The organism is Microbacterium sp. NPDC059771, assembly GCF_042732495.1.
Lineage (GTDB): Bacteria > Actinomycetota > Actinomycetes > Actinomycetales > Microbacteriaceae > Microbacterium > Microbacterium sufflavum.
In genome coordinates, this window is sequence record NZ_JBHWHK010000001.1 from 2,233,749 (window position 1) to 2,259,897 (window position 26,149).

Annotated in this window: 24 protein-coding genes; all 24 read right to left on the reverse strand. The window is 70.6% G+C overall.

Features of this window, described 5'->3' with window-relative positions; genetic code table 11:
* Positions 1-9: 9 nt before the first annotated feature.
* Entirely contained in the window at positions 10-264 is a 255-nt protein-coding gene (gene rpoZ / locus ACFV3I_RS10645) for a DNA-directed RNA polymerase subunit omega (RefSeq protein WP_025103490.1), read from the reverse strand.
* A 69-nt stretch (positions 265-333) separates the two neighbouring features.
* Positions 334-1,245 (reverse strand): guanylate kinase, encoded by a 912-nt coding sequence (gene gmk / locus ACFV3I_RS10650; RefSeq protein WP_378803696.1) that lies wholly within the window; start codon positions 1,243-1,245, stop codon positions 334-336.
* Positions 1,238-2,083, reverse strand: a complete 846-nt coding sequence (gene pyrF / locus ACFV3I_RS10655; RefSeq protein WP_206251229.1) for an orotidine-5'-phosphate decarboxylase — start codon at positions 2,081-2,083, stop codon at positions 1,238-1,240. Before pyrF ends, gmk begins: the two co-directional genes overlap by 8 nt.
* Entirely contained in the window at positions 2,080-5,367 is a 3,288-nt protein-coding gene (carB, locus tag ACFV3I_RS10660) for a carbamoyl-phosphate synthase large subunit (RefSeq protein WP_136044803.1), read from the reverse strand. Before carB ends, pyrF begins: the two co-directional genes overlap by 4 nt.
* The gene (carA, locus tag ACFV3I_RS10665) at positions 5,367-6,545 is read right to left on the reverse strand and encodes a glutamine-hydrolyzing carbamoyl-phosphate synthase small subunit (RefSeq protein WP_378803697.1); all 1,179 of its coding nucleotides are present in this window, start codon (positions 6,543-6,545) and stop codon (positions 5,367-5,369) included. Before carA ends, carB begins: the two co-directional genes overlap by 1 nt.
* On the reverse strand, positions 6,542-7,054 hold the full coding sequence (locus ACFV3I_RS10670; protein ID WP_136033690.1) for a hypothetical protein: 513 nt from the start codon (positions 7,052-7,054) through the stop codon (positions 6,542-6,544). Before ACFV3I_RS10670 ends, carA begins: the two co-directional genes overlap by 4 nt.
* The gene (locus ACFV3I_RS10675; protein ID WP_136036227.1) at positions 7,051-8,355 is read right to left on the reverse strand and encodes a dihydroorotase; all 1,305 of its coding nucleotides are present in this window, start codon (positions 8,353-8,355) and stop codon (positions 7,051-7,053) included. The genes ACFV3I_RS10670 and ACFV3I_RS10675 overlap by 4 nt, the downstream gene beginning before the upstream one ends.
* On the reverse strand, positions 8,352-9,317 hold the full coding sequence (locus ACFV3I_RS10680; protein WP_136033687.1) for an aspartate carbamoyltransferase catalytic subunit: 966 nt from the start codon (positions 9,315-9,317) through the stop codon (positions 8,352-8,354). The genes ACFV3I_RS10675 and ACFV3I_RS10680 overlap by 4 nt, the downstream gene beginning before the upstream one ends.
* Complete coding sequence (gene pyrR / locus ACFV3I_RS10685) at positions 9,314-9,844, reverse strand: bifunctional pyr operon transcriptional regulator/uracil phosphoribosyltransferase PyrR (RefSeq protein ID WP_136036228.1); 531 nt, start codon at positions 9,842-9,844, stop codon at positions 9,314-9,316. Before pyrR ends, ACFV3I_RS10680 begins: the two co-directional genes overlap by 4 nt.
* A gap of 83 nt (positions 9,845-9,927) precedes the next feature.
* Entirely contained in the window at positions 9,928-11,505 is a 1,578-nt protein-coding gene (locus ACFV3I_RS10690; protein WP_136033683.1) for a Rieske 2Fe-2S domain-containing protein, read from the reverse strand.
* 79 nt (positions 11,506-11,584) lie between these two features.
* Positions 11,585-14,545: a DEAD/DEAH box helicase gene (locus ACFV3I_RS10695; protein ID WP_378822781.1), complete on the reverse strand. Its 2,961-nt coding sequence runs from the start codon at positions 14,543-14,545 to the stop codon at positions 11,585-11,587.
* Between the two features lie 43 nt (positions 14,546-14,588).
* The gene (gene nusB, locus ACFV3I_RS10700) at positions 14,589-14,999 is read right to left on the reverse strand and encodes a transcription antitermination factor NusB (protein WP_136033679.1); all 411 of its coding nucleotides are present in this window, start codon (positions 14,997-14,999) and stop codon (positions 14,589-14,591) included.
* 3 nt (positions 15,000-15,002) lie between these two features.
* Positions 15,003-15,563, reverse strand: a complete 561-nt coding sequence (gene efp, locus ACFV3I_RS10705) for an elongation factor P (protein ID WP_136033676.1) — start codon at positions 15,561-15,563, stop codon at positions 15,003-15,005.
* A 104-nt stretch (positions 15,564-15,667) separates the two neighbouring features.
* Complete coding sequence (locus ACFV3I_RS10710) at positions 15,668-16,108, reverse strand: type II 3-dehydroquinate dehydratase (protein ID WP_378822782.1); 441 nt, start codon at positions 16,106-16,108, stop codon at positions 15,668-15,670.
* Complete coding sequence (locus tag ACFV3I_RS10715) at positions 16,105-16,629, reverse strand: GNAT family N-acetyltransferase (protein ID WP_136044807.1); 525 nt, start codon at positions 16,627-16,629, stop codon at positions 16,105-16,107. Before ACFV3I_RS10715 ends, ACFV3I_RS10710 begins: the two co-directional genes overlap by 4 nt.
* A complete protein-coding gene (gene aroB, locus ACFV3I_RS10720) occupies positions 16,626-17,714 on the reverse strand; it encodes a 3-dehydroquinate synthase (protein WP_136033671.1) in 1,089 nt (362 codons plus the stop codon). Before aroB ends, ACFV3I_RS10715 begins: the two co-directional genes overlap by 4 nt.
* Positions 17,711-18,229, reverse strand: a complete 519-nt coding sequence (locus ACFV3I_RS10725) for a shikimate kinase (protein ID WP_136033669.1) — start codon at positions 18,227-18,229, stop codon at positions 17,711-17,713. Before ACFV3I_RS10725 ends, aroB begins: the two co-directional genes overlap by 4 nt.
* Positions 18,213-19,442 (reverse strand): chorismate synthase, encoded by a 1,230-nt coding sequence (gene aroC / locus ACFV3I_RS10730; RefSeq protein ID WP_136033667.1) that lies wholly within the window; start codon positions 19,440-19,442, stop codon positions 18,213-18,215. The genes ACFV3I_RS10725 and aroC overlap by 17 nt, the downstream gene beginning before the upstream one ends.
* Before the next feature lie 52 nt (positions 19,443-19,494).
* The gene (locus tag ACFV3I_RS10735; RefSeq protein WP_378803702.1) at positions 19,495-20,322 is read right to left on the reverse strand and encodes a shikimate dehydrogenase family protein; all 828 of its coding nucleotides are present in this window, start codon (positions 20,320-20,322) and stop codon (positions 19,495-19,497) included.
* Positions 20,323-20,326: 4 nt separating this feature from the next.
* Complete coding sequence (gene mltG, locus ACFV3I_RS10740) at positions 20,327-21,946, reverse strand: endolytic transglycosylase MltG (RefSeq protein WP_378822783.1); 1,620 nt, start codon at positions 21,944-21,946, stop codon at positions 20,327-20,329.
* Positions 21,947-21,948: 2 nt separating this feature from the next.
* The gene (gene ruvX / locus ACFV3I_RS10745; RefSeq protein ID WP_136033661.1) at positions 21,949-22,422 is read right to left on the reverse strand and encodes a Holliday junction resolvase RuvX; all 474 of its coding nucleotides are present in this window, start codon (positions 22,420-22,422) and stop codon (positions 21,949-21,951) included.
* Positions 22,419-25,079 (reverse strand): alanine--tRNA ligase, encoded by a 2,661-nt coding sequence (gene alaS / locus ACFV3I_RS10750; protein ID WP_378822784.1) that lies wholly within the window; start codon positions 25,077-25,079, stop codon positions 22,419-22,421. Before alaS ends, ruvX begins: the two co-directional genes overlap by 4 nt.
* A gap of 53 nt (positions 25,080-25,132) precedes the next feature.
* Positions 25,133-25,321, reverse strand: coding sequence for a hypothetical protein (locus ACFV3I_RS10755; RefSeq protein WP_136033658.1), 189 nt, complete (start codon positions 25,319-25,321; stop codon positions 25,133-25,135).
* Positions 25,322-25,432: 111 nt separating this feature from the next.
* Positions 25,433-26,062, reverse strand: a complete 630-nt coding sequence (gene rpsD / locus ACFV3I_RS10760) for a 30S ribosomal protein S4 (protein ID WP_136033656.1) — start codon at positions 26,060-26,062, stop codon at positions 25,433-25,435.
* Positions 26,063-26,149 lie beyond the last annotated feature (87 nt).

Genomic DNA, 26,149 nt, shown 5'->3' on the forward strand with positions numbered 1-26,149 from the left:
GTCGTCGAGTCACTCCGCGTGACGCAGGCGGAGCTTGTCCTCGTTGATCTCGTGCAGCGCGATGGTCAGCGGCTTGTCCTCGACGGACGAGTCCACGAGCGGACCGACGTTGTCGAACAGGTTGCCCTCGTGGAGGTCGGAGTAGTAGTCGTTGATCTGGCGTGCGCGCTTGGCCGCGTAGATCACGAGCTCGTACTTGGAGTCGACGCGCTCCAGCAGGTTGTCGATGGGGGGATCGATGATGCCGTTGTTGCGTCCGGCCATGGGGGGGACCTCCTGATCAGGCGACGGGGTTCGTCGCGAAGACGGTGCTGCGGGCGCGCGAGGAAAGCGTCAGCGCGCAGAGCTTGTAGACAAGTCTACGACCTCGCGAGCGGCGGTGGCGACGTCCTCGTTCACGACGAGGTGGTCGAACTCATTCTGCGCGGCCAGCTCGACCTTCGCGGTGCGCAGTCGCCGCGCCCGCTCCTCCGCGTCCTCCGTCCCGCGGCCGACCAGCCGGTGCACCAGCTCGTCCCAGCTCGGAGGAAGCAGGAAGATGAGCGTCGCCGAGGGCTCCGCGGCGCGCACCTGCCGTGCGCCCTGCAGGTCGATCTCGAGCAGCACCGTCTTGCCCTCGGCCAGCGCCGCATCGATCGGAGCGCGCGGGGTGCCGTAGCGCGAGCGGTTGTGCACCACGGCGTACTCCAGCAGCTCGCCGTCGGCGATCAGGCGGTCGAACTCGGCGTCGTCGACGAAGTAGTAGTGCACGCCGTCGATCTCGCCGGGACGCGGCGCCCTGGTCGTCGCCGACACCGACAGGTGGATCTCGGGGTTGTTCTCCCGGATGTGCGCCGCGACGGTGCCCTTGCCCACCGCGGTCGGCCCGGCCAGCACCAGCAGGCGACTGCGGGCCTCGCGCGGCGTGGCCGGCGGGAACCGGCCGTCGAGCCACTCCTCCAGGACACGTCGTTGACGCGCTCCGAGGCCGCCGAGCCGCTTCACCGGTGAGATACGCAGCTCCTCCAGCACGCGGTCGCGCTTGCCGGCACCGATGGCCGGGAGCGCCAGGAGGAAGTCGGTGATGCGCAGCGAGCCCTCGACGGAGTCCGGGTCGGCGGTCGCGCGTCGCAGCACGGCCTGCGGCGTCACCACACGCATCATCAGGTCGCGCTTGAGCGAGGCGCGGGCCCGGCGGCGCTCGACCGCACGGCGGGCGGCGGCGGCCCTGTCGACCTCGGGAACGGTGCGGTTGGTGTCAGGCACGGGTCACCTCGCGGTACTGGGCGGCACGTCGGGCGATGGTCTCGGCCAGGTCGTCGGGACCCGCGGAGAGGATGCTGCGGCTCTCGCTCGCGAGCACGGTGGGCGACAGCGAGCCGAAGCGCCGCCCGAGGTCCGCCGGCTCGGCCCCCTGCGCACCGAAGCCGGGCGCGAGGATCGGCGCCGCCGGGCTGATCGCGTCGATCCCGGTCGCGGCGAGGTCGAGCGTGGCACCGATCACGAAGCCGAAGCTGCCCCACTCCCCCGCCGGGGTGCTCGTCGCGTTGCGCGCCGAGACCTCGGCGACGACCGCCGCCGACACGGTCTCGCCCGACGCGGTCCGCGCGCGCTGGAGGTCGGCGGCCTCCGGGTTGCTCGTCGCCGCGAGGACGAACAGGCCCTTGCCGTGCTCGTCCGCCAGCGCGAAAGCGCCGCCGAGAGCGCCCACGCCGAGGTAGGGACTCACGGTGAGCGCGTCGGCCTCCAGCGGCGTCCCCGGAGCGAGCCACGCCTGCGCGTAGTCGTCCATCGTCGACCCGATGTCTCCGCGCTTGGCGTCGGCGATCACCAGCAGCCCCGCCGTCCGCGCCGCGGAGACCACGTCCTCCAGTGCGGCGATCCCGGCGGATCCGTAGCGCTCGAAGAACGACACCTGCGGCTTCACGACGCCGACGTGATCCTGCGCGGCGGCGACGGTACGCAGCCCGAACTCCCGCACCCCGGCGGCGTCGGCGGAGAGCCCCCACGCCGCGAGCAGGGCGGCGTGGGGGTCGATGCCGACGCAGAGCGGTCCGTGCGCGTCCAGCGCCGCGCGGACCCGCTCTCCGAAGCGTGCGGTCATACCGCGGCCGCCCGGTCGAGCGCGTACTCCTGCAGGCTCTTCACCTGGAAGCCCTCGTCGGCCGCGTCCATGCCGCTCACCGCGGCACCCAGCACCGCGATGGTGGTGAACAGCGCCTTGTCGGCGGCGACGGCGGCCGCGCGGATCTCGTAGCCGTCCGCGCGCGCCGCCCCACCGGACGGCGTGTTCACGACGATGTCGATCTCCCCGTCGTTGATCAGGTCGACGATGTTGCGCGCTCCGGACTCCTGCGTCTCGCTGTACTTCTCGACCACGGTCACCGCGATGCCGTTGCGCGACAGGATCTCCGCCGTGCCCTCGGTCGCCACGATCGTGAAGCCGAGCTGCTGCAGCCGGTGGGCCGGGAGGATCACCGCGCGCTTGTCGGAGTCGGCGACCGAGATGAAGACGGTGCCGGAGGTCGGCATCCCGCCGTACGCCGCGGCCTGGCTCTTCGCGAACGCGGTCGGGAAGTCGCGATCGATGCCCATGACCTCACCGGTCGAGCGCATCTCCGGGCCCAGGACCGAGTCGACCGTCTTGCCGTCGGCCGTGCGGAACCGCTTGAACGGCAGCACGGCCTCCTTGACCGAGACCGGGGCGTCCAGCGGCACCCGGGAGCCGTCCTGCTCCGGCAGCATGCCCTCGGCCCGCAGCTCGGCGATGGTGGAGCCGGCCATGATGCGGCTCGCGGCCTTCGCCATCGGAATGCCGAGCGCCTTCGACACGAACGGAACGGTGCGGCTCGCGCGCGGGTTGGCCTCGATCACGTAGAGCACGCCGGCGCTGATCGCGAACTGCACGTTCAGCAGGCCCCGGACGCCGACGCCCTCGGCGATCTTGAGCGTGGCCTCGCGCACCCGGTCGACGTCGCTGCGGCCGAGCGAGACCGGCGGCAGGGTGCAGCTGGAGTCACCGGAGTGGATGCCGGCCTCCTCCAGGTGCTCCATGACCCCGCCGATGAACAGGTCGGTGCCGTCGTAGAGCGCATCCACGTCGAGCTCGATCGCGTCGTCGAGGAAGCGGTCGACCAGGAGGGGCTTGCCCTCCTCGATCACGACCTCCCCGGCCGTGCGGACGAAGTAGTCGCGCAGCGCGTCGGTGCCGTAGACGATCTCCATGCCGCGTCCGCCGAGCACGAAGCTGGGGCGCACGAGCACCGGGTAGCCGATCTCCTCCGCGATGCGCACGGCGCCCTCGACGTCGATCGCCGTTCCGTTGCGCGGCGCGAGCAGCCCGGCGTCGTCGAGCAGGCGCGAGAAGAGCTCGCGCTCCTCCGCCAGGTCGATCGCCTCGGGGCTGGTGCCGAGCACGGTGTATCCCGCGGCCTCGATGCCCTTCGCGAGCCCGAGCGGCGTCTGGCCGCCGAGCTGGCAGACCACGCCGAGGATGGTGCCGCTCGCGGCCTCCGCGTCGAGCACCTCCAGGACGTCCTCCAGGGTCAGCGGCTCGAAGTAGAGCCGGTCGGACGTGTCGTAGTCGGTGGACACGGTCTCGGGGTTGCAGTTGACCATGACGGTCTCGAACCCGGCGTCCGACAGCGCGAACGAGGCGTGCACGCACGAGTAGTCGAACTCGACGCCCTGCCCGATGCGGTTCGGGCCCGAGCCGATGATCACGACCTTGGTGCGGTCGGAGGGCTCCACCTCGGTCTCCGCGTCGTAGCTGGAGTAGTGGTACGGCGTGAGCGCGGGGAACTCCCCGGCGCACGTGTCGACCGTCTTGTACACCGGCCGGATGCCGAGGCCGTGGCGCACGCCGCGGATCTCCGCCTCGGTCTCGCCGCGCAGCTGGGCGAGCTGCGCGTCGGAGAAGCCGTGCTCCTTCGCGTAGCGCAGGGTCGCCGCGTCGAGCTCGGGGGCCGTGCGCACCACCTCGGCGACCTCGTTGATGAGCACGATCTGGTCGAGGAACCACGGGTCCATCGCCGTCGCCTCGAACGCCTGCTCGATGGTCGCGCCCTTGCGCAGCGCCTGCTGCAGAGTCACGATGCGGCCGTCGGTCGGGGTCTTGGCGACCTCCAGCAGCTCTTCGACGCTGCGCGGCTCGTCGCCCCAGTGGAAGCTGGAGCCGCGCTTCTCGAGCGAACGCAGCGCCTTCTGCAGCGCGGTCGCGTAGTTACGGCCGATCGCCATCGCCTCGCCCACCGACTTCATGGTGGTGGTGAGGGTGGCGTCGGCGGCCGGGAACTTCTCGAACGCGAAGCGCGGCACCTTGACGACGACATAGTCGAGCGTGGGCTCGAAGCTGGCCGGGGTGACGCCGGTGATGTCGTTCGGGATCTCGTCGAGGCGGTAGCCGAGGGCGAGCTTGGCGGCCAGCTTGGCGATCGGGAAGCCGGTGGCCTTCGACGCCAGGGCGCTGGACCGCGACACGCGCGGGTTCATCTCGATGACGATGATGCGCCCGTTCTCCGGGTTCACCGCGAACTGGATGTTGCACCCGCCGGTGTCGACGCCGACCGCGCGGATGATGTCGATGCCGATGTCGCGCAGCTTCTGGTATTCGCGGTCGGTGAGGGTCAGCGCGGGCGCGACCGTGATGGAGTCGCCCGTGTGCACGCCGACCGGGTCGACGTTCTCGATCGAGCACACGACCACCGTGTTGTCGGCGGTGTCGCGCATGAGCTCGAGCTCGTACTCCTTCCACCCGAGGATCGACTCCTCCAGGAGCACCTCGGTGGTGGGCGAGTCACGCAGACCCGCACCGCCGATGCGCCGCAGGTCCTCTTCGTCGTACGCGAAGCCGGAACCCAGGCCGCCCATCGTGAACGACGGCCGCACGACGAGCGGATAGCCGAGCTCTTCGGCGCCGGCGAGCAGGTCGTCCATGGTGTGCGCGATCACGCTGCGGGCGACGTCGGCGCCGGCCTCCAGCACGAGCTCCTTGAAGATCTGGCGGTCCTCGCCCTTGCGGATGGCGTCGACCTTCGCGCCGATCAGCTCGACGCCGTACTTCTCGAGGATCCCCTGCTCGTGCAGCGCCATGGCCGCGTTGAGGGCGGTCTGGCCGCCGAGGGTCGGCAGGATCGCGTCGGGCTTCTCCTTGGCGATGATCGTCTCGATCACGGCCGGGGTGATCGGCTCGATGTAGGTCGCGTCGGCGAAGTCGGGGTCGGTCATGATGGTGGCCGGGTTGGAGTTGACCAGGATGACCCTGACCCCTTCTTCGCGCAGCACGCGGCACGCCTGGGTGCCGGAGTAGTCGAACTCGCAGGCCTGGCCGATGACGATCGGGCCGGAGCCGATGACGAGGACGGAGGAGATGTCGTCGCGCTTGGGCATTACTGGGCGTCCTTCTTGTTCGCGATGACCATGTCGCGGAAGCGGTCGAAGAGGTAGTTGGCGTCGTGCGGACCGGCCGCGGCCTCGGGGTGGTACTGCACCGAGAACGCGGGGATGTCGAGGGCGCGCAGGCCCTCCACGACGTTGTCGTTGAGGCCGACGTGGCTGACCTCGACCTTGCCGTAGCCGCGCGGGCTGTCGAAGGAGCCCTCCAGGGGCGCCTCGACCGCGAAGCCGTGGTTGTGGGCCGTGATCTCGACCTTGCCCGTCTGCTTGTCGAGCACGGGCTGGTTGATGCCGCGGTGGCCGAACGGCAGCTTGTAGGTGCCGAGTCCGAGGGCACGGCCGAGCAGCTGGTTGCCGAAGCAGATCCCGAAGAAGGGCAGTCCGTCGTCCAGCACGGCGCGCAGCAGCTCCACGTGGTCGCCCGAGGCGGCCGGGTCGCCCGGCCCGTTGGAGTAGAACACCGCCACCGGCTCGATCGCCCGGATGTCGTCGATGCTCACGTCCTGCGGGAGCACGTGCACGTCGAACCCGCGGGCGGCGAGGTTGTCGATCGTCGCCTGCTTCACGCCGAGGTCGAGCACGGCGAGGTTGCCGATGCGCTCCCCCACCGCCGGGGTCACGGTCGCGCTCTCGACCGAGACCTGCGCCGACAGGTTGAGTCCGGTCATCTCGGGGGCCTCCCGCACGATGCGCAGCTGCTCTTCCGCGTCGAGAGCGGCGTCGTCGCCCGAGAAGATGCCGCCGCGCATGGATCCGGCGGACCGGATGTGGCGCGTGACCGCGCGGGTGTCGATACCGCTGATGCCGACGATGCCGTCCTCCACGAGGACGTCGTCGAGGGAGGCGTTGGCCCGCCAGTTCGAGACCACGCGCGAGGGGTCGCGGACGATGTAGCCGGCGACCCAGATGCGGCGCGACTCGGTGTCCTCGTCGTTCATGCCGGTGTTGCCGATGTGCGGCGCCGTCTGCAGCACGATCTGACCCGCGTACGAGGGGTCGGTGATGGTCTCTTGATATCCCGACATGCCGGTGGCGAACACGACCTCGCCGAGGGTGCGGCCGCGGGCGCCGTACGCGCGACCGGCGTGACGGGTGCCGTCCTCGAGGACGAGCACGGCGGGATCGGGCAGGCGGGACGGGGAGTCCGCCGGGGAGGATGTCTGGTTGGTCATGACGTTGCTCCTGTGTCGGGGGCAGCGGGGACGAGCCGCTGCAGGTCGGAGATGAGGTTCTGGGGATCGCCGCCGGTGAGCCGGAGGTAGCTGTCCACGATCGTCGTGTCGGCGACGCGCCACGCGATGCGGACGAGGCCGCCCGGTTCGACCACGCGGTCGATCGTGACGGTGGCCCGGTCGACCGCGACGAGCTGGTCGCGCGCGAGGAAGACCGTGGGGGCGCCGTCGAGGGCCAGCGCGACGCCGCGGTCGGTCACCGCCAGCTCCCCGCGGGCCCGGAAGGCGAGCGGCGTGATGGCCACGCGTTCGAGGGGCTGCTCGTGCGTCGTCGTCGACACGTACAGCACCTCGTCGCGGCGCATCACCTCCGCGTGCTCCGGCACACCGAGGGGCGCGGTGAACGCGGCATCGCGCCGCACTCGTCGTCGCCAGGCGAACAGCATCGCGAGCAGCACCAGCAGCGCGAGGGCGATCAGGATCGCGACCGCGAGGTCCCGTGCGCTCATGCGCCGAGCTCCTCGACGACAGCTCCGCCGTCGACGGTCAGCACGCCGCCGTGCAGCGTGTACTGCACGCGGCCCGGCAGTTCGCGGCCGAGGTACGGCGAGTTCGTGCTGCGTCCGCGCAGGTCCGCCTCGGTGAACACGCCGTCGACCGCCGCGTCGTACAGCGCGAGCTGCGCCGGCTGCCCGACCTCGAGCGGGGTGCCGTGCCCGGCCAGACCGCCGATGCGCGCGGGTGCCGCGCTCATCACGCGGGCCACATCCGGCCAGTCGAGCAGGCCGGTCTGCACCATGGCCTGGTGCACGACGCGCAGTGCGCTCTCGAGCCCCACCATGCCGTTCGCGGCCGCCGGCCATTCGCACGCCTTGTGCTCGCTCGGGTGCGGGGCGTGATCGGTCGCGACGATGTCGATCGTGCCGTCGGCGAGGCCCTCCCGCACCGCGAGGACATCCTCCTCGCGGCGCAGCGGCGGGTTGACCTTGAACCGCGCGTCATAGCCGCGGACGAGTTCGTCGGTGAGCAGCAGGTGGTGCGGAGTGACCTCCGCCGTCACGTTCACGCCGCGCTTCTTGGCCCAGCGGATGATGTCGACCGAGCCGGCCGTCGACAGGTGGCACACATGCAGGCGCGAGCCGACGTGCTCGGCGAGAAGCACGTCACGCGCGATGATCGACTCCTCGGCGACCGCGGGCCAGCCCGTGAGGCCGAGCTCCGCCGAGACGGTGCCCTCGTTCATCTGGGCGCCCTCGGTCAGGCGGGGGTCCTGGGCATGCTGGGCGATCACACCGCCGAAAGACTTCACGTACTCCAACGCGCGGCGCATGATCAGCGGGTCCCACACGCAGAAGCCGTCATCGCTGAACACCCGCACCTGCGCACGCGAGGTCGCCATGGCGCCGAGCTCGGCGAGGCGCTCGCCCTTCTGGCCCACCGTGACCGCGCCGATCGGCTGCACCGTGGCGTAGCCCGCAGCCTCGCCGAGGGCCAGCTCCTGCTCGACGACGCCGGCCGTGTCGGCCACGGGCGACGTGTTCGGCATCGCGAACACGGCCGTGAAGCCACCGGCCGCCGCCGCGCGGGTGCCGCTGAGGATCGTCTCCGACGCCTCGTATCCGGGCTCGCGCAGATGCGTGTGCAGGTCGACCAGCCCCGGCAGGGCGATGAGGCCGCCGGCATCGATCACGCGCGCGCCGGCACGGCTGAGCCCGGAGCCGATCTCGGCGATCCGGCCGTCCTCGATGATCAGGTCGGCGCTCTCCGCGCCGAGCAGCCGTGCACCGGTGATGACGAGGGTCTCGCTCACAGGTCTCCCCCTCGTTCGTCGTCTCGTTCGCCCGCCAGCAGCAGGTACAGCACAGCCATCCGCACGGAGACCCCGTTCGAGACCTGTTCCAGCACCGTCGAGCGGGGGGAATCGGCTGCTTCGGAGGAGATCTCCAGCCCCCGGTTCATGGGTCCGGGGTGCATCACAATGCTACCGGCCGGAAGAGCGGCCACACGCCGTGCGTCCAGACCCCACCGGCGCGAATACTCCCGCTCAGTCGGGAAATACGCGGCGTTCATGCGCTCCAGCTGGATCCGCAGCATCATGACCGCGTCCGGCCCGGCCGCCAGCGCCTCGTCGAGGTCGTAGACGACCCGGACCGGCCAGAGCGACACGTTCTGCGGCACCAGCGTCGGCGGCGAGACCAGCGTGACCTCGGCGCCCAGGGTCGTCAGCAGCCACACGTTCGAGCGCGCGACCCGCGAGTGCAGCACGTCGCCGACGATCGTGACGCGGAGCCCGGTCAGGTCGCGTCCACGGCTGTCCGCGCCGTAGCGGCGCTTGCGGATCGTGAACGCGTCGAGCAGCGCCTGCGTCGGGTGCTCGTGCGTGCCATCACCCGCGTTGACGACGCCCGCAGAGATCCAACCGCTCGTCGCGAGGGTCTGCGGGGCGCCCGAGCCGGGGTGACGGACGACGACCGCATCGGCGCCGATCGCCTCGAGGGTCTGCGCCGTGTCCTTGAGGCTCTCGCCCTTGGAGACGCTGGAGCCCTTCGCGGCGAAGTTGATCACGTCGGCGGAGAGCCGCTTGGCCGCGGCCTCGAACGAGATCCGGGTGCGGGTCGAGTCCTCGAAGAAGAGGTTGACGACGGTCTTGCCACGCAGCGTCGGAAGCTTCTTGACCTCGCGCGACTGCGTGTCCGACATGTCCTCCGCGACATCGAGGATGCGCAGCGCCGTGGCGCGGTCGAGGGTGCGGGTGTCCAGGAGGTGCCTCATTCGCCGATGGTCACCTCCTCGGCGCCGTCCGTCTCGAACAGACGGACGTTCACGCGCTCGGTGCGGGCGGACGGGATGTTCTTGCCGACGAAGTCGGGTCGGATCGGGAGCTCACGGTGACCGCGGTCGACGAGGATCGCCAGGCGCACGGCGCTCGGGCGGCCGATCGACTGGATGGCGTCCAGCGCGGCACGGATGCTGCGACCGGAGAAGAGGACGTCGTCGACCAGCACCACGGTCTTCCCATCGATGCCGCCGGCCGGGATCTCGGTCGGCTGCGGGGACCGCGTCGGGTGCTTGGCCAGATCGTCACGGAAGAGCGTGACGTCGAGCGAGCCGACGGGGACGGAGACCTGCGCGATCTCACTGATCAGGGTGCCGAGGCGATGCCCCAGGGTGACGCCGCGGGTCGGGATCCCGAGGAGGACGAGGCCGTCGGCGCCTCGATTCGACTCGAGGATCTCGTGCGCGATCCGGGTCAGCGCTCGTGAGATGTCGGCTTGGTGCAGCACAGTGCGCACGCTCATCAGCCGCTCCCTTCTCCGCCTCACAGGACGGTGTTAAAGGTTGCTTGCGATGTCAGTCTATCGGAGCGGGAGACCGCGTCCGCTCAGCTCGCCTCCTGGAGCACGGCGTCGGTGACGTCGTCGATCTTGCGGGCGCGGATCGGGTGGCCGCTCGTGGAGAGGCACCGCCCGGTCTTCAGATCCCACTTCCAGTCGTGCATGCTGCACGTCAGGACGCCGTCCTCGTCGACCGAGCCGGTGCGGGTCAGGTCGGCGCGCAGGTGCGGACACCGGCGCTGCACCACCCAGTCGCCCACCTCGGCGTCTTCGGTCTGGTCGGTCTGCTCCTGGTACCAGTTCTCGACGTACTCGATGCGGTCCACCGACAGGCACTTGAGGAACGTAGTGAGGAACTCGTTGAACTTGCCGCTGCGGCCCACGGAGAACTGCATCGACAGGAAGATCGAGTTCGACCAGTCGATCTCGTGATCACGGATGTTGGTCGAGACGAGGTCGGCGGGGATCGTGTACCAGTAGACGCACTCCTCCCCCGCGTACTCGCGGACCTTGGCACGCGGGAAGTCCACCACCATGTCGAGCTCGCCGATGCGGAACCGCACGTGGCCGCCCACGCCGAGTCGGATCGTGCGCGACTTCTTCAGCAGCGGCTCCCACCAGTTCTTGAGGGCCTCGAGCATCTCGGCGGGCGGGATGATCTCCGCGCGGGAAGCTTCCTCGTCGCGGATCTCCTGCTGTCGCGACGCCCGCTGCTCCTCCAGGTAGTCCCACTTGTCGTCGAACATGCGGCTGATCTCGGCCTCGGTGTACAGGGTCTGCGCGGTCGTGACCTCACCGCCGTCGATCGTGACGACCGTGCCGGGGATGAACAGCTGGCCGTCGTACTGCGGCGACAGCTCCTTCATATGCGCCAGGAACTGCTTCTGATCCGTGAAGATCGACTCGCCGTTGCGGCCCGTGCCGTTGAAGTCGAACAGGTCGTCGCGCAGGAACATCGGCGGACCGGCCATCGGGAACACGTGCGGGGCGTCGACCTTGTCGATGTAGTACATCGCCCGCTTGTTCTGGGCCTCGCGCTTGAGCCGGGCGAAGTTCTGCTTCGCGTCGAGCGGCAGGTCGTACACCATCGGCCACCAGATCGCGCCGGAGACCTGCGTGAAGTAGGCATCCGGCTTGCCGAAGTGCAGCAGCTTCTCAAGGTCGAGCGGGTGCGAGTCGTTCTGGTTGAGCATCGAGCCCGTGCCGTCGTCGACGCTCAGCGAGGAGTCGCCGATCGGGCCGTCGCTCGGCGCCCGCAACGGCGTGATCATCAGCTTGAGATCACCGCGCTGGATGATCTCGCCCGCGGGCGCGTAGGTGATGTTCGTGTACCCGAGCGCCCGGATGTCCTGCTCCAGATCGTCGATCGGATACTCCGGCAGCAGCACCTCGATGTCCTTGCGGATGTACCGCTCCAGGAGGGCGGGGTCGAAGTGGTCGCGGTGCCGGTGCGAGATGTACAGGAAGTCCGCCTCGCGGCCGAATCGCTCCCAGTCGAGCGCGCGGTTGTCGGGGAACGGGAACCAGGAGCCGAAGAACGAGGGCCCGAGGACCGGGTCGCAGATGATGTTCCCGCCGACCGTCTCGATGAACATCCCGGCGTGGCCGAGTCCCGTGATCCGCATTGCATTCCTCTCGAAGATGAACCGTTCGATTGTACCGAGGTGTCCCTGGGCGACCGGTCGGACGAGCCGGAGATAACCCTCAGGCCTCGAAGAGCCCGCGGATGTCGTCGGCCGAGAGCGACTGCGCGAACAGGGCATCGTCGTCGAGCACGGCGGTGAAGAGCCGGGCCTTGCGCCGCTGCAGGGCGAGCACCTTCTCCTCGATCGTGCCGGTCGCGATCATCCGGTAGACGAACACCTGGCTCGGCTGGCCGATGCGATGCGTGCGGTCGACGGCCTGCGCCTCGGCGGCCGGGTTCCACCACGGGTCGAGGAGGAACACGTAGTCGGCCTCGGTGAGCGTCAGACCGAACCCGCCCGCCTTCAGGCTGATCAGGAAGACCGGCTGCTCGCCCGTCCGGAAGCCCTCGACCACGGCATCCCGTCGCCGCGTCGCACCGTCGAGGTGGGCGTAGGGGATCCCGGCAGCCGCGAGTCGCTCCGCCGCGAGGTCGAGGAAGGACGTGAACTGGCTGAACACCAGGGCGCGGTGGCCCTCCGCCTGGAGCTCGACCACGCGCTCCAGCAGGACGTCGAGCTTGCGCGAGCCGATCCGGGCGTCGGCGGGGTCGACCAGTCCTGGTGCGAGGCTGAGCATCCGCAGCAGCGTGAGCGAACGGAACACGATGAAACGGTTGCGGTCGAGGTCCTCGAGGAGCCCCAGCACCTTCTGGCGCTCCCGCTGCAGCACCGTCTCGTACAGCGACCGGTGCGCCGCGCTGAGCTCCACCTCGAGCACCTGCTCCTGCTTCGGAGGGAGGTCGGCCGCCACCAGCTCCTTCGTACGCCGCAGCAGCAGCGGCCGGATCCGCCGGCGGAGGCGGGCCAGGCGACGCGCGCGGTACTCGCCGCCCTCCGCGTTCTCCGGGACCTTGCCCTGCTCGATCGGCTGGATGTACTGCTCCCGGAACTTCCGCGCCGACGCGAAGAGCCCGGGAGCGGTGAGCTTCAGCAGCGCCCACAGCTCGCTGAGACTGTTCTCGAGCGGGGTGCCCGTCACCGCGAACGTCACATCGGCGGGAAAGCTCGCGACGGCGCGGTGCAGCTTCGTGGCCGGGTTCTTCACGAACTGCGCCTCGTCAAGGATCAGGCCGGCCCAGGTCACCCCAGCGAAGGCCTCCGCGTCGATCCGCGCGACCGCGTACGTCGTGACCACCAGGTCCGCGCCCGCGGCGACCGTCGACAGCGACGGCCCGGACGAGGTGGACCTGGCGGCGACGCGGAGCCCCGGGGTGAACTTCGCGGCCTCGCTCAGCCACGTCGGCAGCACCGAGGTCGGGACGACCACGAGGAAGGGGCGCGTCTCTCCCGCCTCGCGGGTGTGAGCGACGAGCGCGAGCAGCTGCAGCGTCTTGCCGAGGCCCATGTCGTCGGCGAGGATGCCGCCCAGCCGGTGCCCCCAGAGGAACGCCAGCCAGTCGAGCCCCTGCTGCTGATACGGCCGCAACTGCGCCCGGACGCCGGACGGCACCGGGACCGGGGGCACCCCCGCCGCCCCGCGCAGGCCGTCGGCCGTCGCGCGCCAGCTCACGGCGGGCACGGCCTCGTCCGCGAGGTCCTCGAACTCCTCCCACAGGTCGATCTGGTGGCGGCTGAGGCGCGGCCCCGTCTCCCATTCGTCGAGGTCGCCCGCCTCGTCGATCAGCTCACGGAGTCGATCGAGCGCCGGATGGTTCAGCGAGAAGTAGGTGCCGTCGACGAGCAGGAGCTTCCTGCGACCCCTGCTCATCGCGGTGAACAGCGGCTCGAACGGGATCGTGCGCCCGTCGATGCGCACCAGGACGCCCAGGTCGAACCAGTCCGGATCGGTGGACTCGACCGTGCTCACGGTGATCTCGGGCTCGCCCGACAGTTCGCGATACGTCTTCCGGCGACCGTCGACGACCACGGTCACGCCCTCCGCCTCCAGCGCCGGCACGGCCCTGGTGACGAACTCCGCCGCCTCGACGTCGTGGAAGGCCCCCTCCGCGGCGAACGGCTCCCCGATCAGCTCGGCCCACCGCGCGGCGAGGTCGTGCCCCGCCGCACTCTCCGCCCGCAGATCCCGCACCGCCTGCGGCCCGGGGGCGAACGGCACGCGCCCGAAGCCGCGGTAGTCCCACTCGAACGCGTAGGCCACCGTGTCCCCGCGGCGGAACGAGAGGCGCAGCACGGGCTGCGGCGCGGGCAGCTCCGGAAGCCGCACCCGTCCGAGCCCACGGGTCGGTACCCGCCGTGCCAGCACCGGGTAGGCGTCGCGGAGGAACACCTCCTCGTCGGCCGCCGCCACGGTGAGGCCGCCCGGCGCGAGGAGGAGGGGTCGCAGCGGTTCGGCCACCGGAGACTCCGCGAGCGTCACGTGCAGCCGCGCCCCCGACTGGTCGACCGCGTAGAGCCCCGTTCGACCGATCGGATGCACGGAGTCGGGCTCGACCGCGCGTCCGTCGAGCGTAATGGCAGGACGCACCACCAGCGTCCCGTCGTCGGCCCGAGCCACGGTGGCCTCGACCGACGCGGACTCCGCGATCGCCACGGTCGTGGACTTCTGCGTCGCGACCAGCGGGATGCCGAGTGCGCCGGCCACCCTGAGGTGCCCCCACAGCAGGCTCGACTCGATCAGGTCCGCGACCAGCCAGTCGCCCGCCGTGCCGGACAGCAGACTGTCTCTGGCGATGCTGAGCAGATCGGCGAACCATCGAGAGCGCTCACGTCCGTATTCGTCCGGCGCGCGACGAACCGCGTCCCAGGTGGCGGCTCCGAGCACCCACGCGCCGGTCGCGGCGCTGCGCTCCAGGGGACGGATGCCGAGCAGCAGCTCACCGGTCCCCTTCGCCACGTCGCGCGGCGTCGCGGTGCGCTGGGGTCGCGCGGCCCAGGGGTTCGCGCCGCGGGAATCGCGCACCCGGAGCTCGACCCCCAGCGCGAGCGCGGTCCGCGGCTCGGCGGGGACCGCCGCACCGAGGATCGACCGCCAGTCGGACGGCGCGCCGTCGTCGCGCGCGGCATCGGAGGGAACGGTCATACCCCGATCCTCCCCGAGGCCACGGACACCGGCGCCGGTGCGCTCAGGCGGCGCGAGCCACCCGGGCGAGCACGCCGTGCACGAACGGACCGGAGTCGTCGGTCGAGAACTCCTTCGCCAGCTCCACGGCCTCGTCGATCGCGACGGCGGTGGGCACCTCGTCGTTGTACAGGATCTCCCAGACGCCGATGCGCAGCAGCGCCCGGTCGACCGCAGGCATCCGCTCGAGCTTCCAGTCGCGGCTGTGCGTGGTGATCTGCTCGTCGATCTCGTCGCGCTGGTCGATGATGCCGTCGACGATCTCCCTGGCGTACAGCCAGGAGGCCTCGCGAGCGGGCTCGCTCGCCGCGCGCTTGGCCTCGGCCGCCAGCGCGATCGCGAGGTCATCGCCGCGGACGTCGGCGGAGAACAGGATGTCGAGAGCGCGCTTGCGCGCCTTCGTGCGGGCGCTCACGCCTTACTTCTCGCGGCCGAGGTAGTCACCCGTGCGGGTGTCGACCTTGACCTTCGTGCCGGTCTCCAGGAACAGAGGCACCTGGATCTCGTACCCGGTCTCGAGGGTCGCGGGCTTGGTGCCGGCCGACGAGCGGTCGCCCTGCAGGCCGGGCTCGGTGTAGGTGACCTCGAGGATCACGGACGCCGGCAGATCGATGTAGAGAGGGTTGCCGTTGTTGAGGGCGATCGTGACCTGCTGGTTCTCGAGCAGGAAGTTCTTCGCGTCGCCGACCGTCGCCGCCGGAAGCGTGATCTGGTCGAAGTCGGTCTGGTCCATGAACACGAAGCCGTCGCCGTCGGTGTACAGGTAGGTGTAGTCACGGCGGTCGACGTTCTCGATCTCGATCTTCGCGCCCGCGTTGTACGTGCGGTCGACGACCTTGCCCGACACGACGTTCTTCAGCTTGGTGCGGACGAACGCGCCACCCTTGCCGGGCTTCACGTGCTGGAACTCGATGACGCTCCAGAGCTGCCCGTCGATGCTGAGGACGACGCCGTTCTTGATGTCTGCGGTGGATGCCATGCGCTGAAGGTTCCGTTCGTGAGTCCGTGGGGCCGGAGTCGGCCGACAGTCGATTCTACGGGATGATCACGCACGCCCCGCGTGCGCCCGCCTCTGGCCGGGGGTCAGAAAAGCGCGGCCAGCTCCCGCACCGCGTCGGCATAGCCGTCGACACCGCGCCCGATCACGCGCACCGCGGCGACATCGTGCAGGAACGAGTGATGGCGGAACTCCTCCCGCGCGTACACGTCGGAGATGTGCACCTCCGCGAATGGCAGGCCCACCCCGGTCAGCGAATCGCGCAGCACGACCGAGGTGTGCGTCAGGCCGCCCGGGTTGATGATGATCCCGATGCAGTCGGCGCGTGCGGCCTGGATGGCGTCGATGAGCACGCCCTCGTGGTTGCTCTGCACCGCCCGCACCGCGAAACCGGCCTCGGCCGCGGTCTCGGTCGTGATCCGCTCGACGTCCGCGAGGGTCGCGGTGCCGTAGATGTCGGGCTCCCGCGTCCCGAGGAGGTTGAGGTTGGGGCCGTTGACCAGCAGCAGCCGACGCTCGATGCTCATGCCCTCACGCCCTCCGACCCGGCGAGCTCACGCCGCAGAACCCACTCCCGACCGAAGCCCGTCGTCTCGATCTCCCCGGTCCGTGCGAACCCGGCGCGCGCGTACACGGCCTGCGCCCGGTCGTTGTCGACGTGCACCTCCAGCTCGAGCGCGGCCAGACCCTGCTCGAGGGCCCAGGCCGCCGCCGTGTCGAGCAGAGCGTCGATCACGCCGGAGCCCCGGTGCTCGTCCGCGACGTAGACGCCGACGACGAGTCCGGCCTCGGGTCGCTCGCGGTGCGGCAGCACGGTGGCGGTGCCCACCCACTCCCCCGCATCGGTCACCGCGACGAACTGCGCAGCCGCCGACGGCTCGGCCGCGTTCACGGTGCGCTCCTGCCAGAAACGGTCGGGTTGGCCGCTCGCATGCTCCACGGTGTCGAGGAACGCGATCGGGGCGGCCGGATCGGCCAGGGCGCGCAACCGCAGCGCCTTCACCTGCGACCATTCCCCGGCTTCGACGCGACGCACGTGGACACTCACTCGCCCACCTCCTGGTAGGCGGCGAACAGCAGCGACTCGTCGGGTGCCTGCAGCACGGTGGGCTTCGCGATGTCGTCGAGCAGGATGAAGCGCAGCATCCCGCCGCGGCTCTTCTTGTCGCGCTGCATCGTCGCCAGCAGCTGCGGCCACGCGCCGGCGCGATACGACGTGGGAAGGCCCAGGGACTCCAGGATCGACCGGTGCCTCTCGGCAGCCGCATCCGAGAGCCTGCCGGCCAGCCGCGACAGCTCCGCGGCGTACAGCATGCCCACCGAGATCGCCGCGCCGTGCCGCCAGCGGTAGCGCTCGGCGTGCTCGATCGCGTGGCCCAGCGTGTGCCCGTAGTTGAGGATCTCCCGCAGACCCGACTCACGGAAGTCGTCCGACACGACCTGCGCCTTCATGCCGACCGCGAGCTCCACGGCCCGGCGGAACTCCTCCGTGGTCGTGTCGACCGCCCGCGCCGGATCCGCCTCCACGATGTCCAGGATCTCCGGCGCCCAGATGAAGCCGGCCTTCACGACCTCGGCGAAACCGGCCGTCGCCTCGTTCGGGCTCAGGCTGCCGAGCTCGTCGAGGTCTCCGATCACCGCACGGGGCGCCCAGAACGCGCCGACGAGGTTCTTGCCCTCGGCCGTGTTCACGCCGGTCTTGCCTCCCACCGCGGCATCCACGAGCCCGAGGACCGTTGTGGGCACGTGCACCACCTGCACGCCGCGCAGCCAGGTCGCCGCCACGAACCCGGCGAGGTCCGTCACGGCCCCTCCGCCGTAGCCGACGACCGCGTCGGTCCTGGTGAAGTCGGCCTGGCCCATGATCTGCCAGCAGAAGGCGGCCACCTCGATGCGCTTGCCCTGCTCGGCATCGGGGATCTCGGCCAGCAGCACCTCGCGCGGGCCGTCGGCGGTGTCGGCGAGGAGGCGGTCACGAAGCTCCGCCGCACGGTTCGCGAGGGTCGGCGGGTGCACCACGAGCACCTTCCGCACGCCGGGGGCGAGGGCTGCCGAGACGCTGTCGAGGATGCCGCGCCCGATCGCGATGTCGTAGGGGTCGGCGCCGGTGACGCCGATGGTGGTCGTGCTCATCTCTGTTCTCTCCTCCATGCCACGATCTCGTCCGCGATGCGCTGCATCGGCCGTCGCGAGGTGTCGAACGAGATCGACGCGACCTCCTCGTACCACTCGCGCCGCTCCGCGAAGATCCGCTTCCACCGCTCGACGGGGTCGTCGCCGGCCAGCAGCGGCCTCGTGCCGCCGCGGAGCCGGTCGGCCACCGCGTCCTCGCTCACCGTGAGGAACACCACCGGGTGGCCGTGCAGCAGGTGCCGGGTGTCGGCGTCCGTCACGGCGCCGCCGCCGAGGGAGATCACGCCGCCCTCGCTCAGCGCCTGCGCGACCGCCGCCCGCTCGAGGTCGCGGAAGTGCGCCTCCCCGTGCTCGGCGAACAGGGCGGGGATGGGGCCGTGCGCCGCGACGATCCGCTTGTCGGTGTCGATGAAACCCACCCCGAGTCGTCGAGCGACCCGTCGACCGACGCTGGTCTTGCCCGACGCCATCGGGCCGACCAGTACCACCGACAGCGGATCAGCCGCGTTCGTCATGCGCGATGAGCGCCGCCTCGGACGCGGGTGCCGTGCGCAGCTCCTCGGGGATGCCGTCGAGGTATCCCGCCAGGTTGCGCCGTGTCTCGCGGATGCTGTCTCCGCCGAACTTCTCCAGCACGGCCCGGGCGAGCTCGATCGCGACCATCGCCTCGGCCACCACACCGGCGGCCGGCACGGCGCACACGTCGGAGCGCTGGTGGTGCGCTGTCGCGTCCTCCCCCGTCGCCACGTCGATCGTGCGGAGCGCATGCGGGACGGTCGCGATCGGCTTCATGCCGGCCCTGACGCGCAGCACCGTGCCCGTGGACATCCCGCCCTCAGTGCCGCCCGCGCGGTCCGAACCGCGGGTGATGCCCCCGGCGGCGGCGAAGAGCTCGTCGTGGGCTGCCGACCCGCGACGCCGAGTGGTCTCGAAGCCGTCGCCGACCTCGACCCCCTTGATGGCCTGGATGCTCATGAGCGCCTGCGCGAGACGGGCGTCGAGGCGCCGGTCCCAGTGCACGTGGGACCCGAGCCCGGGCGGAAGGCCGTACGCGAGCACCTCGACGATGCCGCCCAGGGTGTCGCCGTCCTTCTTCGCATCGTCGACCTCGGCGACCATCAGTGCGGACGTCGCCCGGTCGAAGCAGCGCAGCGGATCGGCGTCGAGTGCGTCGACGTCATCCGGGGTGGGAAGCGGTGCCCCGTCCGGCACCCGGACCGGGCCGATCGACAGCGTGTGGCTGACCAGGCGGATACCCAGTTCGGACAGGAACGACCGCGCGATCGCGCCGAGCGCGACGCGCGCCGCGGTCTCCCGCGCGCTCGCACGCTCGAGGATCGGACGAGCCTCGTCGAAGTCGTACTTCTGCATCCCGACCAGATCCGCGTGGCCGGGCCGCGGGCGGGTCAGAGGTGCACCGCGACCGCGCGACCGGTCGGTGAGCTCGACGGGCTCCGGGTTCATGACCTCGATCCACTTCGGCCACTCCGTGTTGCCGATGCGGAGCGCGATGGGGCTGCCGAGCGTCTTGCCGTGCCGGACCCCGCCCGAGATCGTGAGCTCGTCCTGCTCGAACTTCATGCGCGAGCCGCGGCCGTAGCCCAGCTTGCGACGCGCGAGATCGGCCTGGATGGCCTCGGACGACACCGGGACGCCGGAAGGCAGACCCTCCATGACGGCGATGAGTTCTGGGCCGTGTGATTCGCCGGCCGTGAGCACGCGGAGCATTGCTCCAGTCTCCCATGCGTTTCGCGTCCGCCGCGCCGCGTGTCGTCGCGGGTCAGAGCGCTGCGCGCATGGCGGCGATCACGTCCGTCTCGGCCGGGAGGGGCGCGGCCGGATCGCCGTGGTGAAAGATGCGGATCTGTCGCACAGCCTGGTGCAGCAGCATCCCCAGCCCCGACACGACCGTGCCGTCGCCCCACGCCGCGGCGAGCGACGATGGCCACGGCGCGTACGCGGCATCGAACAGCGCACCGCCCCGAGCGGCCAGGGGCTCGGTCACCGCGGAGGGCAGGATCGTGCCGGACGGCAGCGTCGCCACGGTCAGGTCCACCCGGCCCGGCCGCGACCCGGCATCGGCGTCCGCGAGCGGGTGCGCCGAGACGACCACCGAGAGACGCTCCCCCAGCGCCACCAGACCCGATGCCCGCTCGGGTCGACGAGCCCGGACGTCCACGCGCGACACCCCCATGTCGGCGAGGGCCACGAGGGCCGAGGCTGCCGTGGCTCCTGCTCCCAGGAGCCGCGCGGTGTCCGCGGTGGTGATCCCCGCCTCCGCCAGCGCGTCGACGATGCCACCCACATCCGTGTTGAAGCCCGCCGGGGTGGAGCCGAGGAGGAGGGTGTTGACCGCGCCCGTGAGTTCCGCGTGCGCGTCGCGCGCCGCGGCGAACCGGTACGCCTCCTCCTTCAGGGGCATCGTGAGCGACAGCCCACGCCACGAGGGGTCGAGACCACGCACGGCAGCAGCGAATTCGTCGGCCGCGACCCGCCGGCGTCCGTACTCCCAGTCCAGGCCCAGCACGCGGTAGGCCGCGGCATGCAGCTGGGGCGACCGGGAGTGCGCGATCGGGTCGCCCCAGACCGCGAGTCGGGTCGACGTCACGGCCTCAGCAGCCCCCGTCGGGGTTCGCCCTGCACCACTCGCGCCACTTCTCCACGCCCTGCTCGTGTTCGGCGAGCGTCTCCGAGAACTGCGTCTCCCCGGTGGAGAGGTTCACCGTGACGAAGTACAGCCATGGACCGTCGGCGGGCTGCATGGCCGCCTTGATGGCCGCCTCGCTCGGACTCGCGATCGGTGTGACCGGCAGCCCGGTGTTCACGTAGGTGTTCCAGGGGTTCGGGTCCTCGAGCGCTTCTGCGGAGCTCGACACCACGCCCTCGTGCAGCGAGCCGTAGCCGTACTGCGCGGTCGAGTCCATCTGCAGCTTCATGTCGATCACCAGGCGGTTCTCGATCACACGCGACACCTTGGCGAAGTCGTCCGTGCGACCCTCGCGCTGGATGATCGAGGCGATCGTGAGCACGCGCTGCGCGTCGTCCGCGGGCACGCCGGCCGCGTCGAGCGCCTCCCGCGTACGATCCACCATCTGCTGGATGGCCTGCGTCGCCGTGACGCCGGGATCGAACGTGTACACGGCGGGGAACAGCCACCCCTCCAGGCTCTGCGCCTGGACGCCGTAGACGGACGGATCGGCGACCGCGGCCTCGAAGTCCGCGAGCGGCAGCCCGAGCGTCTCCGCCATCGCCGGGAGCGAGGACTTGATCGTGCCGCCCTCCGACACCGAGACGGTGTTCTCGAGCTTGTTCTCCTTGTCCTGGAGGGCGGCGAGGGCGGCCTCGGCCGTCATCTTCTTCTGCAGGCGGTAGACGCCGGGATAGAACGTGACGGCGATGCCCTCGTCGATGAGGTAGTCGTAGAAGACATCGGCGGTCTTGGTCACGCCCGCCTCGTGGAGCGCTGCCGAGACCGGCTGGCCGGTGTCTCCCGACTTGATGGTGACATACACCTCGCCGGTCGCGAGCCCCGGCTCCCAGTCCTTCGCGTCTCCCCAGCCCATGGCGTCGCTGATCCGATCACCGTAGGTGCTCCACGCCCAGGCGCCGCCGGCCACGATGCCGCCGATGATCGCGAGGACGACGATGAGGGCGATCAGGCAGCCCTTGCGGCGCTTCTTCTTCGGCGCGCCCGGCCCGCGGTGGTCGTCGTCACCCGACACGAACAGGTCGTCGAGCCCGCCGCCGACGGCGGGCTCGTCGGGAGAGGTCCGCGCGGTCGAGGCGGCTGTCGGTGCGGAGACACGGGGCAGCGGCCGCGTCGCATCCGCGTCGTGCTCGATGAACGTCTCACGCGAGCCACGGGCGATGGGGACGGCCGTCGTCTCCGGAGCACGGGACGGCTCTGCCGCGGACACGGGTTCGGCGGCGGCCGATGCCCGATCCTCCGCACGCGGCGCGACCCGTGCGGGGCGCGCGTCCGACGCGGAGTCAGCGGACCCGGACGCAGCGGGCGCGGGCGCGGTACCGGACTGGTCGAGCGACGGCTCCCCCGCCTGCTGCTGACGAGCGGCTCGCCGCGCGGCCTCACGAGCGGCGCGGCGCGAGCCTGGCACGGGTCCGCTCGTGTCGGCCGTCGGGACCTGCGGCGCCGGGGCCGGCAGGTTCTCGAAGAGGTCGCCCAAGCGCGCGTCGGTGTCGTGCGGTGGCGAAGCGCTATCGCGTTCGGACATGATCAGGCGGGCTCCTCATCGACGGGGACCGGTGCACCGGCCGGGTTTCCGGTGCTCTTCTCCGTGTCGATCGCCTGCTGCAGCAGAACCACCGCGGCGACCTGATCCACAATGCTACGAGAGTTCTTCTGGGAACGCCCGGAACTCCGCAATGCCGCGTGTGCGGACACCGTGCTCAGACGCTCGTCGATGAGCCGCACCGGCACACCGCTCTCGCGCTGCAACAGCGCTGCGAACTCCCGCGCATCCGTGGTGGACGGGGTGTCCGCGCCCTGCAGATTCACCGGCAGCCCGACCACGAACTCCAGCGGTTCGTACTCCGCGGCGATCGCCACGAGTCGCGTGATCGCCGCATCGTCGCGCGGCACGGTCTCGACCGGGACGGCCAGCATGCCGTCCGGATCGCACCGTGCCACGCCCACCCTGGCGCGTCCCACGTCGACGCCGAGCCGCACTCCGCGACGGAAGCCGGTCACGCTCCGCGGAGCTCCTGTGCGATGGCCTCCAGCGCTGCCGGAAGCGCCGCACCGTCGGTGCCGCCGCCCTGGGCGAGGTCGTCGCGCCCGCCGCCGCCACCGCCGAGCACGCCGGCTGCGCGCTTCGCGAGCGCACCCGCCTTCGCGCCCGCCGAACGCGCCGCTTCGTTCGTGGCGACGACCACGACCGGCCGGCCATTGACGATCGCGCCGAGGGCGACCACTGCGGCCTCCGACCCCAGCCGCTCACGGACGCCGTTGACCAGATCGCGCACGTCGTCCGCCGAGGCCACCTCACCGAGCGACTGTGCGGCCACGCGGAACGCGCCGATGCGGGACGCGGCCTCCGCGATCGCGGGGATCTGCCCCGCCCGCTCCTTGGCCTCGAACTGCGCGATGCGCTTCTCGGCGGCCTTGAGGCTCGCGGCGAGATCGGCGATCCGCTCCGGCAGCTGCTCGCGCGGAGTCTTGAGCGACGCGGTCAGCTGCGAGACCAGCGCGCGCTCGGCGGCCAGCTCGCGGAACGCGTCGGCACCGACGAGAGCCTCGATACGGCGGTTCGATGCCCCGACGGACGACTCGCCGACCACGCTGACCAGCCCGATCTCGGCGCTCGTCGACACGTGCGTGCCCGCACAGAGCTCACGCGACCAGGGGCCGCCGATGTCGACCATGCGCACGACATCGCCGTACTTCTCGCCGAACAGAGCCATCGCCCCGGCGTCCTTGGCCTCGTCGAGCGTCACGATGCGCGTCGTCACCTCGAGGGCGTCCTGCACGGCGCGGTTCGTGATCTCCTCGATCTCCGAGCGCGTCTCTCCCGACAGCGCCTGCGACCACGCGAAGTCGAATCGCATATAGCCCGCACGGTTCAGCGAGCCCGACTGGGTCGCGGTCGGGCCCAGCGTGTCGCGCAGAGCGGCGTGCACCAGGTGGGTCGCCGAGTGCGCCTGCCGCGCCGCACGACGGTTGGCCGCGTCGACGATGGTCGTGGCCGCGTCATCCACCGCCACGCTCCCCCGCGTCACCTCGACGGTGTGACTGATCAGCCCGGGGACGGGGCGCTGCACATCGAGCACCTCGAGCTCGTAGCCAGGGCCCACGATCGTGCCCTTGTCGGCGACCTGGCCGCCGGACTCCGCATACAGCGTCGTCTCCGCCAGCACGACCTCGGCGATCTGTCCCTCCGCGGCGCTGCGCACGGAGGCACCGTCGACCAGGATGCCGAGCACCCGCGAGTCGACCTCGAGGGCCGTATAGCCGTCGAAACCGGTCTCGCCGAGCGCCCGCAGGTCGCGGTAGACCGACACGTCGGCGAGCTGCCGCTTGCGGTTGCGCGCGTCGTCCTTGGCGCGCTGACGCTGCTCCTGCATGAGCGCGTCGAACGCGGCACGGTCGACGTCGAGCCCGGCCTCCTCGGCGACCTCGAGGGTGAGGTCGATCGGGAAGCCGTATGTGTCGTGCAGCAGGAAGGCCTCGGAGCCGCTCAGGGTCGTCCCGCCGCTCTTCTTCGTGTCGTCCACGGCGAGGTCGAGGATGGTCGAGCCCTGGGCGAGGGTGCGCCGGAAGGTCTCCTCCTCGGCGAAGGCGGCCGAGGACAGCACCGACCAGTCGCGCTCGAGCTCGGGATAGGCCGACTTCATCGCGTCCCGCGACGCGGAGAAGAGCTCGGGGAAGGCCGGCTCGTCGACGCCCAGCAGACGCATCGCCCGCACGGTCCGCCGCATCAGGCGGCGCAGGATGTATCCGCGGCCCTCGTTCGACGGACGCACCCCGTCGGACAGCAGCATCAGCGAGGAGCGCACGTGATCGGCGATCACGCGGAAGCGCACATCGTCCTCGTGCACGGCTCCGTAGCGGCGTCCGGAGAGCTCGACGGCGCGGTCCAGCACGGGCCGCACCTGGTCGATCTCGTACATGTTCTCGACGCCCTGCTTGAGGAAGGCGACGCGCTCGAGGCCCATGCCGGTGTCGATGTTCTTCATCGGCAGCTCGCCCACGATGTCGAACTCGGTCTTGCTCCGGATGTTCTCGAGGAAGTCCTGCATGAACACGAGGTTCCACAGCTCCATGAACCGGTTGTCGTCCGCCGCCGGACCGCCGTCCTTGCCGTAGGACGGGCCACGGTCGAAGAAGATCTCGGAGTCGGGTCCGCCGGGGCCGGGCTGCCCGGTGTTCCAGTAGTTGTCCGCGCGGCCGAGGCGCTGGATGCGCTCCGGCTTCAGCCCGATGATGTCGCGCCAGATGGCCTCCGCCTCATCGTCGGTCTCGTAGACCGTGACCCACAGGTCCTTCTCGTCGAAGCCCAGCCCGCCGTCGGATTCGGAGGTCGTGAGCAGCTCCCACGCGTAGCGGATCGCGCCCTCTTTGAAGTAGTCGCCGAACGACCAGTTGCCGAGCATCTGGAAGAACGTGCCGTGACGCGCCGTGCGTCCGACCTCCTCGATGTCGTTGGTGCGGATGCACTTCTGCACGTCGGCGATGCGCGGATGCGGAGCGGGGACCACGCCCGTGAGGTACGGGATCATCGGGACCATGCCGGCGACCGTGAAGAGCAGCGACGGGTCGTCGCTGACGAGGGAGGCCGAGGGGACGATGAGGTGATCGTTCTTCTCGAAGTAGGAGAGATAGCGCTGCGCGATTTCCGCAGTGTTCATAGGTCCCGGTTGTCCTTGTGTGAGGGAGCGCGTCGATGCGCGGCTGCGGTGGTTCAGTTCTCGCCCGGCTCGGTGAGCCGCGCCTCCTGGGCGCGATACGCGTCGCCGAGCGCGGCGGTGAAGCCGTTGATGCGGGCGTCGACGTCGGCGAGGATGTCATGGCCGCGCGGGTCCTTGTTCATGAAGTGAGCCGCGACGAAGCCGCCGATCACGCCGATGAGGAACCACAGCACAGTCTTCATGTCGTCATCCTTGCCTGAGAGCCGCGAAGGCGCGGTCTCTCCATCGTAGGCGGAAACGACAGGAGGCGTCGGGAATCCCCGACGCCTCCTGCCTGATGCTCGATCGCTGGATCAGCGAGCCGCGTAGTACTCGACGACGAGCTGCACTTCACAGGTCACGGGGACCTCGGCGCGCTTCGGGCGACGGACCAGGCGGGCCTGGAGCTTGTCGAGCTCGACCTCGAGGTAGCCGGGAACGGGAGGAAGCACCTCGGCGTGACCGCCGGCTGCCGCCACCTGGAAGGGCTCGGTGCCCTCGCTCTTGGCCTTGACGTGGATGAGCTGACCCGGCTTCACGCGGAACGACGGGCGGTCGACGAGCTGGCCGTCGACGAGGATGTGACGGTGCACGACGAGCTGGCGAGCCTGAGCCGTGGTGCGGGCGAAACCCGACCGCAGCACGAGAGCGTCGAGACGCATCTCGAGGAGCTCGACCAGGTTCTCACCGGTCAGGCCGTCCTGACGACGAGCCTCGTTGAACGTGTTGCGCATCTGCTTCTCGCGGATGCCGTACTGCTCGCGCAGACGCTGCTTCTCGCGCAGACGGACGGCGTAGTCGCTGTCGGCCTTGCGCTTGGTGCGGCCGTGCTCGCCCGGAGCGTAGGGACGCTTCTCGAGGTAGCGGGCGGCCTTCGGGGTGAGCGGGATGCCGAGGGCACGGCTGAGACGCACCTTGCGGCGGTCCTGGGACTTCGTGGTCACGAAGTGTTCCTTCCGATGACGTGGACGTGGATTTCACGTCCGACGGACGTATCGTCCGCGCTCTGCCTCGGAGCGCACGCCGGGGCG